The organism is Psychroflexus aurantiacus (assembly GCF_010820555.1).
Lineage (GTDB): Bacteria > Bacteroidota > Bacteroidia > Flavobacteriales > Flavobacteriaceae > Psychroflexus > Psychroflexus aurantiacus.
Genome location: NZ_JAAIKD010000002.1, coordinates 21,293 through 39,963, shown reverse-complemented (window position 1 = coordinate 39,963; position 18,671 = coordinate 21,293). Strand labels below are relative to the sequence as shown.

General features: G+C 39.1%; 22 protein-coding genes. 17 read left to right on the top strand and 5 right to left on the bottom strand.

All coding sequences use genetic code 11. From position 1 onward, the window contains the following. Positions 1 to 34 precede the first annotated feature (34 nt). Genes G3567_RS02820 through G3567_RS02805 form a run of 4 tightly spaced genes read right to left on the bottom strand, consistent with a single transcriptional unit; the run spans position 35 to position 3,995 of the window. Positions 35 to 907 (bottom strand): diacylglycerol/lipid kinase family protein, encoded by an 873-nt coding sequence (locus tag G3567_RS02820; protein WP_235923454.1) that lies wholly within the window; start codon positions 905 to 907, stop codon positions 35 to 37. Next, on the bottom strand, positions 904 to 1,836 hold the full coding sequence (locus G3567_RS02815) for a phosphatase domain-containing protein (protein ID WP_164003817.1): 933 nt from the start codon (positions 1,834 to 1,836) through the stop codon (positions 904 to 906). The genes G3567_RS02820 and G3567_RS02815 overlap by 4 nt, the downstream gene beginning before the upstream one ends. A 3-nt stretch (positions 1,837 to 1,839) precedes the next feature. Beyond that, positions 1,840 to 3,171, bottom strand: a complete 1,332-nt coding sequence (locus G3567_RS02810; RefSeq protein ID WP_164003816.1) for an MFS transporter — start codon at positions 3,169 to 3,171, stop codon at positions 1,840 to 1,842. 2 nt (positions 3,172 to 3,173) lie between these two features. Beyond that, on the bottom strand, positions 3,174 to 3,995 hold the full coding sequence (locus G3567_RS02805; RefSeq protein WP_164003815.1) for a M48 family metallopeptidase: 822 nt from the start codon (positions 3,993 to 3,995) through the stop codon (positions 3,174 to 3,176). A gap of 118 nt (positions 3,996 to 4,113) precedes the next feature. On the opposite strand from G3567_RS02805, the gene msrB (G3567_RS02800) reads away from it, so the two are divergent. The 17 genes from msrB (G3567_RS02800) to G3567_RS02720 all read left to right on the top strand — a co-directional run bounded on the left by msrB (G3567_RS02800) (position 4,114) and on the right by G3567_RS02720 (position 17,974). Further along, positions 4,114 to 4,596 (top strand): peptide-methionine (R)-S-oxide reductase MsrB, encoded by a 483-nt coding sequence (msrB, locus tag G3567_RS02800; protein WP_164003814.1) that lies wholly within the window; start codon positions 4,114 to 4,116, stop codon positions 4,594 to 4,596. Between the two features lies 1 nt (position 4,597). After that, positions 4,598 to 4,996, top strand: a complete 399-nt coding sequence (gene msrB, locus G3567_RS02795; protein WP_164003813.1) for a peptide-methionine (R)-S-oxide reductase MsrB — start codon at positions 4,598 to 4,600, stop codon at positions 4,994 to 4,996. After that, entirely contained in the window at positions 4,993 to 5,523 is a 531-nt protein-coding gene (locus tag G3567_RS02790; protein WP_164003812.1) for a hypothetical protein, read from the top strand. The genes msrB (G3567_RS02795) and G3567_RS02790 overlap by 4 nt, the downstream gene beginning before the upstream one ends. A gap of 146 nt (positions 5,524 to 5,669) precedes the next feature. Next, a complete protein-coding gene (locus tag G3567_RS02785) occupies positions 5,670 to 6,218 on the top strand; it encodes a ClpP family protease (RefSeq protein ID WP_164003811.1) in 549 nt (182 codons plus the stop codon). Between the two features lie 5 nt (positions 6,219 to 6,223). Further along, the gene (locus G3567_RS02780) at positions 6,224 to 6,667 is read left to right on the top strand and encodes a GNAT family N-acetyltransferase (RefSeq protein ID WP_164003810.1); all 444 of its coding nucleotides are present in this window, start codon (positions 6,224 to 6,226) and stop codon (positions 6,665 to 6,667) included. A 2-nt stretch (positions 6,668 to 6,669) separates the two neighbouring features. Beyond that, complete coding sequence (locus tag G3567_RS02775; protein WP_164003809.1) at positions 6,670 to 7,416, top strand: M15 family metallopeptidase; 747 nt, start codon at positions 6,670 to 6,672, stop codon at positions 7,414 to 7,416. Between the two features lie 51 nt (positions 7,417 to 7,467). After that, positions 7,468 to 8,988: a 2,3-bisphosphoglycerate-independent phosphoglycerate mutase gene (gpmI, locus tag G3567_RS02770; protein WP_164003808.1), complete on the top strand. Its 1,521-nt coding sequence runs from the start codon at positions 7,468 to 7,470 to the stop codon at positions 8,986 to 8,988. Beyond that, complete coding sequence (locus G3567_RS02765) at positions 8,985 to 9,548, top strand: TlpA family protein disulfide reductase (RefSeq protein WP_164003807.1); 564 nt, start codon at positions 8,985 to 8,987, stop codon at positions 9,546 to 9,548. Before gpmI ends, G3567_RS02765 begins: the two co-directional genes overlap by 4 nt. 9 nt (positions 9,549 to 9,557) lie before the next feature. Then, positions 9,558 to 9,980, top strand: a complete 423-nt coding sequence (locus G3567_RS02760; protein ID WP_164003806.1) for a BT0820 family HAD-type phosphatase — start codon at positions 9,558 to 9,560, stop codon at positions 9,978 to 9,980. Next, positions 9,981 to 10,799, top strand: a complete 819-nt coding sequence (gene map / locus G3567_RS02755) for a type I methionyl aminopeptidase (protein WP_164003805.1) — start codon at positions 9,981 to 9,983, stop codon at positions 10,797 to 10,799. A 251-nt stretch (positions 10,800 to 11,050) separates the two neighbouring features. Further along, on the top strand, positions 11,051 to 11,950 hold the full coding sequence (locus G3567_RS02750) for a MerR family transcriptional regulator (protein WP_164003804.1): 900 nt from the start codon (positions 11,051 to 11,053) through the stop codon (positions 11,948 to 11,950). 1 nt (position 11,951) lies between these two features. Next, a complete protein-coding gene (locus tag G3567_RS02745; protein WP_164003803.1) occupies positions 11,952 to 13,409 on the top strand; it encodes a phytoene desaturase family protein in 1,458 nt (485 codons plus the stop codon). 4 nt (positions 13,410 to 13,413) lie between these two features. Further along, the gene (locus G3567_RS02740; RefSeq protein ID WP_164003802.1) at positions 13,414 to 14,253 is read left to right on the top strand and encodes a phytoene/squalene synthase family protein; all 840 of its coding nucleotides are present in this window, start codon (positions 13,414 to 13,416) and stop codon (positions 14,251 to 14,253) included. Between the two features lie 4 nt (positions 14,254 to 14,257). After that, positions 14,258 to 14,701, top strand: a complete 444-nt coding sequence (locus tag G3567_RS02735) for a sterol desaturase family protein (protein WP_164003801.1) — start codon at positions 14,258 to 14,260, stop codon at positions 14,699 to 14,701. A 2-nt stretch (positions 14,702 to 14,703) separates the two neighbouring features. Further along, positions 14,704 to 16,173, top strand: coding sequence for a 1-hydroxycarotenoid 3,4-desaturase CrtD (crtD, locus tag G3567_RS02730; protein WP_164003800.1), 1,470 nt, complete (start codon positions 14,704 to 14,706; stop codon positions 16,171 to 16,173). 9 nt (positions 16,174 to 16,182) lie between these two features. Next, positions 16,183 to 16,827 (top strand): carotenoid biosynthesis protein, encoded by a 645-nt coding sequence (locus tag G3567_RS02725; protein WP_164003799.1) that lies wholly within the window; start codon positions 16,183 to 16,185, stop codon positions 16,825 to 16,827. Beyond that, the gene (locus tag G3567_RS02720) at positions 16,814 to 17,974 is read left to right on the top strand and encodes a lycopene cyclase family protein (RefSeq protein ID WP_164003798.1); all 1,161 of its coding nucleotides are present in this window, start codon (positions 16,814 to 16,816) and stop codon (positions 17,972 to 17,974) included. The genes G3567_RS02725 and G3567_RS02720 overlap by 14 nt, the downstream gene beginning before the upstream one ends. Here the strand turns inward: G3567_RS02720 and G3567_RS02715 are convergent. Beyond that, positions 17,971 to 18,654: a DUF3291 domain-containing protein gene (locus G3567_RS02715; protein WP_164003797.1), complete on the bottom strand. Its 684-nt coding sequence runs from the start codon at positions 18,652 to 18,654 to the stop codon at positions 17,971 to 17,973. The two genes, G3567_RS02720 and G3567_RS02715, sit on opposite strands and share 4 nt — an antisense overlap. Positions 18,655 to 18,671 lie beyond the last annotated feature (17 nt).

Here is an 18,671-nt window from a genome sequence, read left to right as displayed (position 1 = left end):
CAAAAACGCCAGCTCAATCGAAGCTGGCGTTTTTTTATTGAATAAAACGCAGTGCTTTGGGTAATACTTTGATGTGAAGCTCTGTAAACTCATCCATAATTTCACCATCAATTTGAAGCAATCTGGGCTGCTTAAATTTTACGGTAGCTGTTTTAGCCTGAATGGTTTCCAGGTTTTCTATTTCAAAATCATCATCAAATTTAGATAAGGCCGCTTTCAGTAAGTCTGAAAAATCAATAGCCTTTACCACCACAAATTCGAATAAGCCATCATCCATTTTACCTACAGAGTTAAGAGGAATGCCGGTTCCGAATTTTTTACCATTGCAAATGGCCAGCATCACTCCTTTCCGCTCATACTCATTTTGATCTGTTTTAATTTCAAACTCAAAACTTTTCAGGTTTTTAAATTCTGACCAAAAGTGCCTGGCATAGGTAAACATGCCTCGGCTTTCGTCTTTATCGTAATTTGCAACCAGGTTCGCATTAGCACCAATATCTCCTAAGTGCAGTAACAAATGAGAATCGTTTATGGAAAGAACATCCAGGGGTCTGGTCTCTTTAGATTTGATGAATTTTACAAGCAAATCTTCCAGGGAATCTGTCAGGTCCAGCTCGACTGCCATCCCATTAGCAGAACCCATGGGTATAAAACCAACCTGAATCTTATGCTCGATCAAAGGTTTCAAAAACATATTCAAAGTGCCATCACCTCCGGCGATAATCACTTTTTTGGGAGAATAAATGCCAATCAGATGATTTAATTCCTCACAATCCTTATCCCCTGTTGTTTTGTACAAATGGTAATCAATCTTCGATTTAGACAGCGTCCGTTTGGCGAAATCAAGGAAGTCGGATTTGTTGATATCCCCGGAAATGGGGTTAATGACTAAGAGAATTTCCATCATATGATCTTTAAAGATTCCTTCAACTCTTCAATTTCAACGTTGATGTCGTCATCGTCCTGAAAATACATGCAATCTACCCCAGTAGCCTGGAGTGTTTCCCATTGTTTTGTCTGGTTTTCATTTACTGTAAATGTAGTTTGCCTGATGTAAACTTTGATGATCCTATCCTTATACCGATTAACAACTTCAGTATATACCTCCATATCTCTCTGGGTATCATCCCCCATTAAAATAAATTTTTTATCCGGTAAATTGGAAATGAGCTGGTCGAGGAAATCCTGCTTATGCTTCCCCTTTTTAGGCTTAAACAAGGCTTTAAATTTGAGGTAAGAGGTCAGGAATAATGGACCACTGGGAATTTCTCTGGCTCTAAATATGGCTGTAATCAATCCAAACAAATTGCTTTCACTTTTAGATAAATAAGCTATTCTGAACTTATTTTCATCAAAAAAATCGAGTAAGGCATTGCTGAATAATATCTTGTTTCTACGCTTTGGCCTCTTGAATAAAATGGTGAAAATCCGCTTTAAAGCGGAAGCAGTATGGGAGTGAATCACTGTATCATCGATGTCCGATATAATTTCTATGGGAGTAGAATGCTTTTTAAAATAATAAGGGTGAATTTGATCAATACTAAGCAGGTTTTGTGCCTCATCATGTATCGTGAAATCATCGAAGTCTTCAACTGGAAGAATTTCAAAAAAATATCCTTTTTTATCGGTTTTCACGCTAAACGTTTGCTCCTGAGTTTTTATAGATATACATTTTCTTTTGTAAGCTTTTTTTCGATAAGAACTCAGCACATTCCAGGCATTTGCAAGAATCGAACGCGGTGATTTGTCAATAGCAGTCTCATTCTTCAGGATGGTGCCGGTCACCAGGACCTTATCCTTCAATTCTACTGCTGTAAGGTGCCAAAGAAATGCCATGCGTTATGTCTTGGTTTTCATTTTAAGTCTAAAAAGTAAGAAAATACCACCTGCAAAAAAAAGAATTAAAAATAAAATAGCATTTCTGATACTGCCGGTCACCTGTGCAATAAATCCATACATAAACATGCCGATCACGATTCCTATCTTCTCGGTAACTTCATAAAAACTAAAAAAAGAGGCTGTGTCTTTTTCATCCTCCGGAATATACTTGGAGTAAGTTGATCTCGACAGAGACTGAATACCCCCCATAACCAACCCAACAAAAAAAGCAGTGATATAAAATTGAAGGGGTTGCGTAATAAAAAAGGCATAGATACAAATGCCTATCCAGATTATGTTAATGGCGATCAGGATATTGATGTTTCCAAACTTACCTGCAAGTTTTGAAGCCGCATTGGCACCCACAATAGCGATGAGCTGTATCAACAAAATACTTACAATAAGTCCCGTGGTAGACTCGCCTTCTGCCCACTGGATTTCTCCTACACCAAAGTAGGTGGCAATCAGCATAATGGTCTGTACGGCCATGCTGTAAACGAAGAAAGCCTGAAGATAAGGTTCGAAGCCCAAGGAAGATTTTATTTTTTTATAAGTGGTTTTCAGCTCTCTGAAGCCATTCAGTACTAAATCTTTGGTTTTGGCCTGTCCTTTCCGGTTCCCTTTGGGCAAATAAGCGTAAGTGTACTGACTAAAGCCTAACCACCAGATTCCTGTTAAAATAAAGGAGATGCGGGTAGGAAGCGACTCACTTTCAAATCCAAAGCTGTCGTAAAACTGGATTAAAATCAGACAAATAAGAAGCAGAATGACACTCCCGATATACCCCAGTGAAAAGCCTTTTGCTGAAGCTTTATCCTGTTGATTTCTGAACGCGATATCCGGCAAATACGAATTGTAGAAGACGATACTTCCCCAAAATCCAACTAATCCAAAAAAATAACAGATTAAACCAAACCATAGATTCTCGATAGAAAACCAGAATAAACCCATGCAGGCTGCAGCACCTAGATAATTGAAAAACTTCATGAAATTTTTCTTGTTGCCGATATAATCTGCCATACCCCCAAGTAGCGGGCTCAAAACAGAAATGAGGATAAAAGCCAACCCTGTCACATAACTGATTAGCGCATCATTATTGAGACTAAAGCCTAAGAACTGAACGGTATCGTTTACAACAAGCCCCTGATCGTTTTTGGCGAGGGTAAGTGCTCCGTAATAGATAGGAAAAATAGCTGAACTAATGACTAAGGGGTAAACAGAATTAGCCCAGTCGTAAAACGCCCAGGCATGTATGAGTTTTTGATGCCCTTTTGGTAAAAGTTTCTCCTTCACACTTAGTTTTTAAAGGAGGTCACTCCGTATTCTCTGGCCACTTTTTTAGCGTCATCCGACCATTTCTCAAGGTTTTGTATTCGCTCTTCATTAGACGGGTGAGTGCTCAAAAATGTTGGAGGCCCTGCTCCACCAGAACTTTCCTGCATACGTCTCCAGAGCCTTGAAGCTTCTTCGGGGTTGTAGCCGGCAATAGCCATTAGTTTTATACCAATCCTGTCTGCCTCTGTTTCATGCTTTCTACTAAAAGGCAGCATAACTCCTACCTGAGATCCTATCCCGTAAGCCATAGCAAAAAGCTGCTGACTTTCCTGATCGTCACCTAAGGCAAGCATACCTACAGCACCTGCAGCCTGCTGGATCTGCCCAGCACTCATACGTTGCTGACCATGATTGGCAAGCGCGTGAGCCACCTCATGTCCCATAATGGCAGCTACCCCGGCCTCGTTTTTGGCCACTGGCAGAATACCTGTGTAAAAGGCTACTTTACCTCCGGGCATAGCCCAGGCATTTTTTTGATCATCTTTAATCAGACTGAATTCCCATCTGTAATCATCGGTATAATTTGAATATCCATTTTCATTAAGCCAGCGTTCGGCAGCGTTTGCAATTTTAAAACCGACTCGTTGAATCATCTGAGCCTCTTCGCCTTCTTTGACCACCTCTTTTTCCTCCAACACCTTATTGTATTGTTCAAAGGACATTGGTAAGATTTGCGAGTTAGGAACTAAAGCCAGGGTGCTTTTTCCGGTAAACGGATTGGTGCCGCAGCTTAGAATAATAATGAATAAAAGAAAACTGGTATAGAATTTGAACTTAGACATAGTATTAATTTTTATCAAAACTAGTCATAATATAGTACTTTTAATTTAAGATGTGATTGATTTGTGAAAATTAGCAAGACCTAACTGATTAAATTATACTTTTAAAAAAAATTGAACAATGAAACATTTATCGATTATTCTACTCATGATTGTGCTTATTTCCTGTAAATCTGAAGCCCAACAGGAAGAAACTTCAAAAAAGTTTGAAGTTCAAAAAACCGAAAGCGAATGGAAGGCAGAACTTACAGATGAAGAATACAAGATTCTGAGAGAAGCAGGAACAGAACCTCCGTTCTCAAGTCCTTTAAACGATGTGAAAAAACCCGGCACCTTTGTATGTGCTGCCTGTGGCAACCCGCTTTATGAAACCAAACATAAATTTGATAGTGGTACGGGATGGCCAAGTTTTGACAGAGCTATCGAGAATAGTGTAGCCTATAGTTCTGATATGAAGTTAGGCTATGAGCGTTCAGAATTGCTTTGTGCAGATTGTGGAGGCCATTTAGGTCATGTGTTCAATGACGGACCTGAAGAAACCACAGGAATGAGACATTGCATTAACGGAGTTGCTTTAGACTTTATACCAAAAGACAAATCATAATATGGCAGATCACAAAAAAATGACGGAACAGGACTGGAAGGAAAAACTTTCTGAAAAAGAATTTCACATCTTAAGAGAAAAAGGGACCGAACCTCCGCACTCCGGCAAATACAATACGCATTTTCAAGACGGGAAGTACTACTGCAACGGTTGTGGCGAACTGCTGTTTGACAGTGAATCCAAGTTCGAAAGCAATTGTGGATGGCCGAGTTTCGACAGTTCTGTGGATGGCGCTATCGAATATAAAAAGGACACCACTTTTGGAATGATGCGTACTGAAATTTTATGTTCCAACTGCGGCGGACATATTGGCCATATTTTTGATGATGGTCCTACTGAAACCGGAAAGCGCTATTGTGTCAATTCGCTTAGTATTAATTTTGAAAATCAAAACTCATGAAAAAAATAAGTGTATTACTCGCCTTTGTTTTAGTTTTAGTTAGCTGTGAAGGGGAAATAGGTCCCATGGGGCCTCAAGGTCCGGCAGGTGAGCCTGGAGATGCCGTAATAGGAACCATCCTGGAAATTGAAGGAGATTTTACAGCAGAGAATGGTTACTCATTTCTCTATGAATTTCCACCAAGTCAGGTTGAAGTTTTTGAAAGCGATGTCGTTCAAGTTTATTTGTTGGAAGAAGTTATCGAAGACAATGGAACATTAGTAGATGTCTGGACACCTTTACCCAATAGTTTTTTCTTCGGCGATGGAAGTCAGTTGGTCTATAATTTTAATCATACTTTTTTTGATGTCAACCTCTTTTTAGATGGAAATGTCGATTTCAGTACAGTTTCAAACGATTTTCTAATAAATCAGGTCTTTAGAATCGCTATTTTACCGGCAGCTTTTGCTGAAAACAATCCAAACCTGTCCAGTTATGAAGCGCTTATGCAGGCTATGCCTGAAGCCAAAGTATTGAAAGTAAAATAATCATGATGACATGACTTTAAAAAAGACCTTTTCAGAAGGTCTTTTTTAATATACTGAAGAATCCATATCGTGTTTCGTTAATACTCTTCAAATTATTGGTTTGCTTTAGGAATATAATTTTAATTTTACATTTCAAAAAAAATATTATGAGCGATAAGTCAGGAAAAGTTCAAGATCTAATAGATAAAAAATTTTTAGAACAAAGGAAAGTCTTCCTTAACGGACAAGTAGACGGTAAAAGTGCAAAACATATCATCGACAGATTGATGTATCTGGATATGGAAAGCAGTAAAGAAATTCAATTTTACATCAACAGTCCAGGCGGCTATGTTACCGATGGATTTGCGATTTATGATACGATGAAATCCTTAAAAAGCCCGGTATCCACAATTTGTAGCGGTTTGGCTGCCTCTATGGGTTCTATTTTGATGTCTGGTGGTGAAAAGGGAAAGCGCTTTATTCAGCCGCATGCCAAAATTATGATTCATCAACCCATGGGTGGTGCCAAGGGTCAGGCTTCCAATATTGAAATCCAGGCGCAGGAAATTTTAAAAATCAAAGAATTGAGTGCTCAAATTCTTGCCGATAATTGTGATCAGGATTTTGATAAGGTGATGAAAGATTTTAAGCGTGATTACTGGATGAATGCTCAGGAATCTCTGGACTATGGTATTGTAGACGGCATTCTTTCTTAAAAAACATGCCAGTTGAAGTCAAATATATCTCTTCCGATGACACCATAGACTTAAGGCATCTTGTCCTTAGAGAAGGCAAACCAAGAAGTTCCAGCCACATGGAAGGAGACCACTTAAAAAGCACCAAGCATATTGGTGCTTTTGCAGATTCTAAATGTGTTGGTATTTTAAGTTTATTTCGTGCGAAAACAGACCATCTGCCAGGGGTTTCTCAATATCAACTGAGAGGAATGGCAGTAGATCCAGCCTATCGAGGAAAAGATATAGGAAAGGAATTAGTTCGTTTTTCTGAAAGTGAACTTAAAAAAATGAAGGTGGAGATGCTTTGGTGTAACGCAAGAGAAATGGCTGTAGGCTTTTATAAAAAATTGAATTTTGAAATCCTTTCAGATCGGTTTCATATTCCGGAGGTGGGTCCGCATTATGTGATGTACAAACACTTAAACTGAAGATGAATCGAAAAAGATTTTTAAAGACTTCTGTTTTGGCAGGCATAGGATCTCAACTTCAACTGAGTTCAGAATTGATTGCTTTTTTCAACAGTACAGCTATCGACGTAGAAAATCTTCTGGGTCTGAGTCAGTCGCATTTAAAATCAGAATCGATTTTGCTGGAAGCGGAAACTTATGAAGCTTTTATGTCGATGAAGTCGGCCGCTTTAAAAGCGGGCATAGACTTAAAAATAGCTTCAGCTTACCGAAGTTTCGAACGTCAGAAAACGATTTGGGAATGGAAGTTTAATCAGCTTACCGAGACCAAATCTCCAGCCGAAGCCATTTCAGAAATCATCACCTACTCCTCTATTCCTGGCACTTCACGTCACCACTGGGGTACCGATATAGATTTGATCGATGACTCTGTTCAGGCTCCTGAAGGAGATTTGCTTTTGGAACACCATTACCACGGTGAGGCTGCATTTTCAAACCTGAAAACATGGATGGATGAGCACAGCAGGGCTTTTGGATTCGAATTGGTGTATACGCAGGATGAAAACCGAACCGGCTTTAAATATGAGCCCTGGCATTATTCTTATCAACCAAAAGCGAAATCCTTATTGAGCTTACAGTCAAAGCACAACTTCAGAAAGGCCTGGGATAATTTAGAGTTTGAAGGTAAATCCCATATGACAGATTCTTTTATGGATGCTTATTTCAAAAGCTACGGATGGGGAATCAATCCGAGTTTAATGCCTTCTTAAACACGGCTCAGTATCTTTCAATAATTCTTATTTTAGCAAAAAATATTTCCTATGGGCAAAAAAGTAATATTAACCATTTTAGACGGCTGGGGCATTTCGCCTTCCAAAGAGATTTCTGCTGTGGATCAGGCAAAGACTCCTTTTATGGACAGTTTATATACAAAATATCCGCATGCCACCTTAAGAACCGACGGATTAAACGTGGGATTGCCTGAAGGACAAATGGGAAATTCTGAGGTTGGACATATGAATCTTGGAGCGGGAAGAATTGTATATCAGGATCTCGTCAAAATCAACAGAGCTGTAGAAAAAAACACACTGAAAGATGAGCCCGTCCTGGAACAGGCTTTCAATTATGCAAAACTCAACGATAAAGCAGTGCATTTTCTGGGACTTGTGAGCGATGGAGGCGTTCATTCTCATATCAATCATCTTAAAGGCCTGACTACTGCTGCACAGGATTACGGAATTTCAAAAAAATATGTTCATGCCTTTACAGATGGGAGAGATGTAGATCCGCACTCTGGTAAGGGGTTTATAGAAGAATTGCTGCCACATTTTGAAAAAACAGACACCAAACTGGCGAGTATCATTGGAAGATACTATGCTATGGACAGAGATAAGCGATGGGAAAGAATTGAAAAAGCTTACGATCTTACTGTCAAAGGCGAAGCAGAGACCTATACCGACGCTCCCCTGGAAACTTTACAGAAAAGCTATGACGACGGTGTATCCGACGAATTTATTAAACCTATCGCCATTACTTCCGATGGTGAACCCATTGCCAAAATCGAGGAGGGTGACGTCGTGATTTTCTTCAATTTTAGAACCGATCGGGGAAGACAGCTTACCCAAGCGCTGACTCAGGAGGATTTTCGCGATAACGATATGAGGTCTATTCCGTTGTATTACGTTACCATGACCAAATATGATGAAAGCTTTAAAAACATACATGTCGTTTACAAAAAGGAAAACATCAAGGCGACTCTGGGAGAAGTTTTGGAATATACCGGTAAATCACAAATACGTGCTGCAGAAACTGAAAAATATCCTCATGTCACATTCTTCTTTTCAGGTGGCAGGGAAGAGCCGTTTAGAGATGAAAAGCGCATCATGGTCAATTCACCAAAAGTGGCAACCTACGACTTGCAGCCCGAAATGAGTGCATATGAGCTAAAAGACAAGCTTGTCAAAGAAATTTCAGAACAAAACGGCGATTTTATATGTTTGAATTTCGCCAACCCGGATATGGTAGGCCATACTGGAGATTTTGATGCGGCTGTAAAAGCCTGTGAAACCGTAGATGAATGCCTTAAAGCAGTGGTTACTGAAGCAGAGAAACAAGACTATTCGGTTATTGTCATCGCGGATCACGGGAACAGTGAAACCATGGTCAACGAAGACGGCTCGCCCAATACCGCACATACCACAAACCCGGTTCCTTTCATTTTAGTTGACAAGGACATCAAATCTATCAAAGACGGAATACTGGGTGACATAGCCCCTACTATTTTAGATTTAATGGGTATCGATAAGCCAGAACTTATGACTCAAAACTCATTATTAGAATGAAAAAAATAATCGCAATACTTACAGTTCTAACCCTTAGCCTGGGCTTTTCCAGTTTTATTTCTTCTGAATTTACCAGGAATAATAAAACGGAACTTCAGGATTATAAACTTTTACTTGGGGATTTCACTTTAGAAGAATTGAAGTCTACAGTGAACAAAACCTGGTTTAATTCTCAATATGAACCTTACACCCCCAATGCTGAAGTTATTGATCAACTAAAATCAGAATTGAAAAACACTGATTTTCACATTTCGGTATATATGGGAACCTGGTGTCCGGACAGCAGAAGAGAGTTTCCACATTTGATTAAAATTTTAAATCAGGCGGATTTTGATCTCAATCACCTGAGAATCGTCGGTGTGGATAGAGACAAAGTCATTCCCAATGCTACTGAGGACGAACGAAAAAAAATCAATATTCTAAACGTGCCAACGATTATCGTTTACGATGAAAACGGCAAGGAGATAAATCGCTTTGTAGAATTTCCACAGGAAACGCTGGAAAAAGATCTTCTTAAAATTTTCTCAGGTGAGGATTATAAACACGTTTACGACTTTTAATATAACCTTATGATTTCCTCTAAAAGACCCATTTTAGCTATAGATTTTGATGGAACGATAGTAGAAAATAAATATCCTTCCATCGGTAAACCCATGATTTTCGCCTTTGAAACGCTCGAAAAATTAAAAAAAAGTGGCTTTACCCTCATTCTATGGACCTACAGAAGCGGTGAAAGGCTGGAAGAAGCTGTAGAATTTTGCAAAGCACACGGCCTGGAGTTTTATGCTGTCAACAAGAGTTATCCTGAAGAAGAATATACCGAGCATATCAGCAGAAAAATAAATGCCGACATTTTCATAGATGACAGAAATATCGGCGGGTTTCCGGGCTGGGGTCAAATTTACAGGGAATTGCTGGGCGAAGATAGCGAGATTGAAAATTTGAAAAAAAAGAAAAAAGGATTCTTAGAATCTATTTTTAAAAAATTATAAATGATAATTACCAAGTCAAAAGAAGAATTAAAACTGATGCACGAAAGTGCCCAAATCGTATCCAAAACCCTAGGCATGCTTGCCAAAGAAGTAAAACCAGGAGTCACTACCCTGCATCTGGATAGACTGGCTGAAGAATTTATAAGAGACCACGGAGCTGTTCCGGGATTTCTTGGACTGTATGATTTTCCTAACACCTTATGTGTAAGCCCAAACGCGCAAGTGGTTCATGGCATTCCCAACAACACACCTCTTGAGGAAGGAGATATTGTTTCCATAGACTGCGGAGCTGTAAAAAATCAATATTACGGTGACCACGCTTATACTTTTGAAGTAGGCGAAGTCGATGAGGAGATCAGGAAAGTTATTCGCATTACCAAAGAGTCTCTTTATAAAGGAATTGCTCAGTTTGTAGCGGGCAACCGTGTTGGTGATGTGGGATACGCCATTCAGAAACATACCGAACAACATGGCTATGGGGTGGTAAGAGAACTCGTAGGCCATGGTTTAGGTAAAACCATGCACGAAGACCCGCAAATGCCTAATTATGGTAAACGAGGTCGAGGTAAAAAATTTACAGAAGGCATGACAGTTGCCATAGAACCCATGATCAATATGGGAACCAAACGCATCAAACAATTGCCGGACGGCTGGACGATACTTACAGCCGACGGTAAGCCAAGTATTCATTTTGAACATGATGTGGCTTTAGTAGATGGACAACCGAGACTATTGTCTACATTTGATTATGTCCATGAAGCCCTAGGCATCACCTCCGATGAGGAAGAGCCGTTTAGACTGGATGTGGCTTTGCTATAGAGTGGTGAGTGGTGAGTGGTGAGTGGTGAGTCGAAATTAAAAAATTTGAAATTTATTATTCTTTATTTGATCAGACTTTTGGTGTGATTTAAAAAGCCTGTATTACCAGCAACACCTATACATTTCCCAATAAAATTTAGATTTTAAAATACATCTCAAATTATTTTTAGCTTATCTGTTTAAGTTTTAACTTGATTTTTTAAACAAAGTACGATTATTATATCTATTTTTGACTATTGTTAAATAATATCATGGGAAACATTAAACAAAATTTCAGCATTAAAGATTTAGAATCGTTGAGCGGTATTAAGGCACATACTATACGTATGTGGGAAAAGCGATACAGTGTATTACAACCTGAACGTACCGAGACCAATATCAGGAATTATGGGGTCTCCGGACTTCAGAAAATTTTGAATATTGCTTTTTTGAATGAGAACGGCTACAAAATATCTCGTATTTCCAAATTGGATGACAGTGAGATTTCAGAACTTGTACAGAGCATTACGACGAGTAAAAGCAATTCTAACAGAGCTCTGAAATCTATGAAAGTGGCTATGATGAATTTTGACCAGCCTTTGTTTCTGAGGACCTATGAAAATCTTCTCATCAACAAAACCTTTTCTGAGATTTATGAAGAGGTTTTTATTCCACTTATGATCGAAATTGGTATGCTATGGCAGGCTGGAACGATTACCCCTGCACACGAGCAATTTATATCCAATTTGATTAAGCAGAAGTTATTTATCAATATTGAAAGCCTTCAAAAAGAACAGGCTTCCAAAACAGACAAAGTCTTTGTTTTGTTTCTACCTGATGAAGAGATTCATGACATCGGTTTGTTTTATGCCAATTATGAAATCCTATCTCATGGGTATAAAGTTATATTTCTTGGACAAAGTTTGCCAATGAAAGATTTGACTTATCTTTCAACTTTATATGACAATACGATTTTTGTTAGTTACCTGACTGTAAAACCGGATAATCTGACACAATACCTCGATAACTTCAAGGAGCATATATGTCCGGATGGAAAGTGTGAATATTGGTTACTAGGCCGAAAATCTATTGAATTATTAGAAAATAACACCAAACTTCCTGAAGGTATCAGAGCATTTAGGGATATTTCAGAATTGACATTAAATTTATAACATGAGTAAATCGATTGCAGTAATAGGCTCTGGCTTTTCGTCACTGGCAGCAGCCTGTTATTTAGCCAAAAATGGCCATACCGTTCAAGTTTTTGAAAAAAATGAAAGCCTGGGAGGAAGGGCAAGACGGTTTAAACACGAAGGATTTACGTTTGATATGGGCCCGTCCTGGTACTGGATGCCTGATGTGTTTGAACGCTTTTTTGCAGACTTCGGAAAGAAGCCTTCAGATTATTATGAATTGGACAAACTAGACCCAGGTTACCAGGTCGTTTTTGAAGGTGGTGAAACCATTGAGATTGGAGATAGCTTAGAAAAAATATACAAAATTTTTGACCGCGAGGAAAAAAACGGAGCTAAAAAACTGAAAAAGTTTATAGACAATGCGCGGCATAATTATGACATAGCGATTAAAGATCTGGTGTATAAGCCAGGCCTCTCGCCTTTAGAACTTGTCACCCCGAAAACCATATCAAAACTCGGCGAATTTTTCAGTACCGTTGACAGAGATGTTGAAAAGGAATTCAAAAGTGAGAAGCTTAAGCAGATTTTAAAATTTCCTGTTTTATTTTTGGGTGCTAAGCCTAGTGAAACCCCATCGTTTTATAATTTTATGAATTATGCAGATTTTGGACTGGGGACCTGGCATCCTCGGGGGGGATTTCATGAAGTTATAGCGGCCATGGTAAAACTAGCCGAATCTTTAGGTGTCAAGTTGAATACCAGTGCCAACATCGATAAGATTGTAGTTGAGGATAAGACTGCAAAGGCTTTAGAAATAAATGGTGAAGTCCTGGAATTTGATACGATATTGTCGGGGGCAGATTACCACCATACGGAAACCCTGCTTGATTCTGAACACCGTCAATATTCTGAAGACTACTGGAAGAAAAAAGTGTTTGCCCCGTCATCTTTGCTATTTTACATAGGATTTGATAAAAAACTTGAAAACGTCAAGCATCACAATTTGTTTTTCGATGTTGACTTCGATGAACATGCTAAGGACATTTACACCACTCCAAAGTGGCCCGATGAACCCTTATTCTATGCAAATTTTACATCCAAGACAGACCCAACTACAGCACCTCCCGGACATGAAAATGGATTTTTCCTTGTTCCTATTGCTCCAGGCATAGAAGATACTGAGGAACTCAGAGAAACTTATTTTAACAAAATCATGACAAGGTTTGAATCTCTTACTAGTCAGGAAGTTCAAAAAAATATTATATTTAAAAAATCGTTTTGTGTGAATGACTTTGTGAAAGATTATAATTCATATAAAGGAAACGCTTATGGTATGGCAAACACCTTATTACAAACTGCTTTTTTGAGACCAAAATTGAAGAGTAAAAAAGTAAAAAATCTATATTTCACAGGGCAACTTACAGTTCCAGGGCCGGGCGTTCCTCCAGCATTGATTTCAGGTAAATTGGTATCTGAATTAATTGAAAATTATTAACGCAATGAAATCATTATTCGATACAGTTTCCAGAGATTGCAGTAAGTTGGTTACCAATTCTTATAGTACTTCTTTTTCTATAGCTACAAAACTACTCGCGCCTTCCATAAGACAGGATATCTACAATATATATGGCTTTGTAAGATTTGCAGATGAGATTGTAGATACCTTTCATGAGTACGATAAATCAAAACTTTTTAAAAGTTTTCAGACTGAAATGTATGAAGCCATTAGCCAGAGGATAAGTCTGAATCCTATCTTGAACAGCTTTCAGGAAACTGTACACAAATACAATATAGATGCTCATTTGTATGAGTCATTTATGGATAGTATGGAAAAAGACCTGCATAAATCCATTTATCTGACTCAGGAAGAATATGAAGCTTATATTTATGGAAGTGCTGATGTTGTTGGATTGATGTGCCTTAAAGTTTTTGTAAATGGCGACGAGGAAGCTTACGAAAGTTTGAAAGATGACGCTATGCGTTTGGGTTCTGCCTTTCAGAAGGTCAATTTTTTAAGAGATTTAAAAGCAGACTGCGAAGAACTGGAGCGGTCTTATTTTCCAAATGCAGACTTGAACTGCCTGGATGAAGAAACAAAATCGAGTATCATTGCTGAAATCGATGCCGATTTTAAAGCGGGCTTAAGAGGCATCGGAAAATTGCCGGTGGAAGCAAAATTGGGGGTATATACCGCTTATATTTATTATTCCAAACTGCTTCAAAAATTGAAAAATACGCCTTCGCTCGAAATTAAAAGCAAAAGAATACGAGTCCCGAATTATCAAAAAGCTAGTTTGCTGGCGAAATCTTACATTTCTTGTAGATTTAATTTAGTTTAAGCATATGGATATATTGATTTGGATTATTGTATTTATAGCAACATTTTTGGGAATGGAATTTATGGCATGGTTCACGCACAAATACGTTATGCACGGTTTTTTATGGGTTCTCCATAAAGATCACCATCATAAAAATCACAAAAGCTGGTGGGAACGCAACGATTTATTTTTTGTGTTTTACGCTGTGGTTAGCATGTATTTTTTTATGGTCGCCGAGTTTCAGTTTGCTGTGGCTATCGGAGCCGGTATTGCAGGCTATGGTTTGGCTTACTTTCTTGTTCACGATATTTTTATACATCAGCGCTTCAAATTATTTCGCAAAGCCGACCACTGGTATGCCAAAGGCATAAGACGTGCTCATAAGATTCATCACAAACATTTAGGCAAAGAAGACGGTGAGTGCTTTGGTATGCTTATACCTCCCGCCAAATTTCTAAAAAACAAATAGAGATGAAACCAAAAGCTGCAGTTGTTGGTTCCGGTATCGCCGGAATTGCCTCAGCATTAAGGCTTAAAGCCAAAGGATACGAGGTCGAAGTTTTTGAACAAAACAACTACACCGGTGGAAAACTCCACAGTTTTCGGAGAGGCGATTACAGGTTTGATTACGGTCCTTCACTATTCACTATGCCTCATCTGGTGGATGAATTGTTCGGGCTTTTTGATAAAAGCCCTGAATCCTACTTTCAGTATAAAAGAAAAGAAAGCATTTGCAATTATTTCTGGGAAGATGGTCAGCGGTTTCAGGTAAAAGCCGATAAGCAAAAATTCATAGAAGAGGCTGCTGAAGCATTTGATGAACCCGCGAAACACCTCAGCGATTATCTTCAAAGTACCCAACGCAAATATGAGCTCACCTCGAGCTTATTCTTAGAAAAATCACTTCACAAGTTCAGCACCTATCTTTCACAGGATACGGTAAAAGCGATTCTAAATTTGAATAAGTTACACCTGGACGACAGCCTCAATGAGGTCAATGAAAAGTATTTTGACCATCCAAAACTCGTTCAGCTTTTCAACAGGTTTGCCACTTACAATGGTTCTTCTCCCTATAAGACCCCTGGGATCATGTCTATGATACCACATTTGGAAATGAACTATGGCGCTTTTATTCCAAAACACGGCATGCACGATATCTCTCAAAGTCTTACTAAGCTGGCCAGGGAAGTTGGAATTGATTTTCACCTCGGTCAAAAAGTGGATGAAATTCTTTACGAAAATGGAAGAATAAAAGGCCTGCAGATAAACCAGGAAAAAAAGGAGTTTGATCTGGTGGTTTGCAATATGGATGTATACTCCGCCTATTCTTCTCTATTAAAAAAAGCTACACCCCCCAAAAAGACCTTGGATCAGGAACGCTCGAGCTCAGCATTGATATTTTACTGGGGAATTAATAAACGCTTCAAAGACCTCGACTTACACAACATCCTCTTTACAGAAGATTACTCAAAGGAATTCGACCATCTATTCAACAAGAAATACTTCACAGACGACCCTACAGTGTACATCAATATCACTGTCAAGGACGTAGAAGCGGATGCACCCGAGGGTTCTGAAAACTGGTTTGTTATGGTGAATGCACCTACCAACTGTGGTCAGGACTGGGCTGCACAAACCACATATATCCGGGAAAAAGTGATTGCTAAGATCAACACCTGTCTCGGCACCCAAATTGAAAATCATATTGAAGTTGAACATGTAGAAACCCCTGAAAGCATCGAAGCGGCAACCTCATCTTTTCAGGGTTCGCTGTATGGAACTTCAAGCAATAACAAATTTGCCGCTTTTTTAAGGCATCCAAACTTTAGTTCCAAGATAAAAAACCTATACTTTTGCGGTGGAAGTGTTCATCCCGGCGGTGGTATCCCTTTATGCTTACTCTCTGCCAAAATCGTTTCCGATTTAGTTCCACAAGCCTAAGCCCAGCTCATGAAAAGCCTGTATAGCGAAAATAAATATGTGTTTATTGCCATTGGTATTCTTTGGCTTTTTCATATCTCCGGAATCATAGGGATCAGCTTAGGTTTTCAAGACTGGTTTGCAAGCCGGACGGCACTCAACCTTCTGATTATGTTTCTGGCCCTTATTTTTTTCTTCCCGATGGACTCCATCAAAAAGTGGGCTTTATTTTTTCTCTTTGGCTTCTTAGGCGTCTTCGTTGAATACCTGGGCGTCACCTTTGGATTGTTTTTTGGCGAATATGCCTACGGGAACAACTTCGGACCCAAAATCCTTGGTGTCCCCCTGCTTATTGGCGTAAACTGGGCCATGCTTACCTTTATATGTGGCGCTGTGGCCAATAAATTATCGGATAACATTTTCCTGAAGTCCTTGCTGGGAACATTTATGATGCTGTTTTTAGACCTGTTCATGGAGAAAATTGCACCCATTTTCGATTTTTGGGAATTTACCGGGGGCTATGCTCCGGTGGATAATTATATAGCCTGGGGTATCATCTCTTTCATTTTTCTCCTGATCTTTCATTTTGCCAAACTCAAGGGTAATTTTCTGATTTCCTTTCACCTCTATCTGGTTCAACTCGCATTTTTTATCTACTTCTATGTCTACTATTAAATATGATTATATCATCGTGGGTGCTGGTGCAGCTGGATTGAATCTAGCTCTCGCTATGGCTGTTGACGCCTTTTTTGAAGATAAGTCTATTCTGATTTTAGATAAAGATGTCAAAGACAAGAACGACAGAACCTGGAGTTTCTGGGAAAAAGGGAAAGGGAACTGGGATGACATCATCTCAAAATCCTGGGATAAAGGGCTTGTGAAGGCTAATGGAGAATATATCCCTCTCCATCTGAAGAAATACAGCTATAAGACCCTAAGGTCTGCAGACTTTTACGATCACGCCAAAAAAACACTCCCAAAACCTAAGTTCACCTGGAAAACTGAACAGGTTCAAAAAATCATGCAGGCCGATGAAGGAGCTGTGGTGTTTACCGATCAACAAAACTATAAAGCAGACCTGGTGTTCGATTCTCGCGTTCCGGAGAGTTACTCCTTAAAAGATGATAATTATCTCAATATTGCTCAGCATTTTAAAGGATGGATCATAGAAACGAAAACGCCTGTTTTCGATGACTCTACGTTCACCATGATGGACTTCGATCTGAAAGATGGGGAAAGCACAAGTTTTACTTACATTTTACCTTTCTCACCTACCAAAGCCCTTGTTGAATTTACTTACTTCAGTCCGGAGGTGGTCGAGGAATCTACTTACGATGACTACTTAAAAAAATACATTTCAGAACATCTTCAGACTGACGACTACAGCATTCTTGAAACTGAAAAAGGCATTATTCCAATGACTAATTTTCCGTTTGAGGATTATAACCAGAAACACATCATCAAAATTGGTACTGCAGGGGGCTGGGTAAAAGCTTCTTCAGGCTATTCGTTTAAGAATTGTGAACGAAAGAGCCAAAACATCATCAAATTCCTGAAATCGAAACAGGAGTTTTATAAGGATTCAACGCCGGTTAAATACAAGCATTACGACAAAATATTTCTGGAAGTTCTTACCAAAGAAAACCACTTTGGCGAAGAGTTATTTTATAGGATGTATAAAAACAATTCTATCCAGACCATCTTCAGGTTTCTGGATGAGCAGTCCTCTTTTCAGGAGGATTTAAAAATCATCATGAACCTGAGCTCCTCTCCTTTTATCAAAGGATTTGTGAGGCATTTAAAAAGCGGGTTCAACACTTAAGACCTTAACACCACTCTGTCCTGAAGTCTGAATCTTGAAAAGAGTTCTTCGCTATACCAGTCTAGCGCTCTTGTTTTTTGGATGGCTTTGATATGTTCATGACTTTGGTAGGCATACGCCTGAAGACTTTCCATATTTTTCCAAATACTGAACGTGGCCATTTCTACAAAAGGCAATTCTCCAAATCCTTTTGTATACACCAGGCCTTTCGCATTTTCCAGAGGCTTTTGAGACTCGGGAACAAATTTCCAGAATTTTAAAAGCTGGCTGGTTTTAATACTGGCTCTGGTGATCACTGCAATTTGATCGTCCTCGCCAATGTCTTTAGGCAAAACCGACGACTGAAACGGATTTTTACCATTCCACAGGCCTCTGGCCTGAATGCTTTCCAGATAAAGCACTTCCATCTTCTGCGCATGCTTCTGATACACCTCGCTCAGGGGATGAGTTTCAAAAAAATCTTCAGCGAAGCTTTTATTCTCCCACACCTGCAACACAGCGTACACATTCCAGTCTGGAAATGGATTAAAATTTTCCTTTCCACTGCCCAGTAATTTATAAAAACTCAATCCTTTAACGGATTTCATATAACGATGACCAAATTGCATCATGGACAACGCCCAGAATTTATCAGTGAATCCCTGGTAAGTTAAAATCGTAAGTGTGGTGATTTGAGGCATAGACTATTAAAGCATTA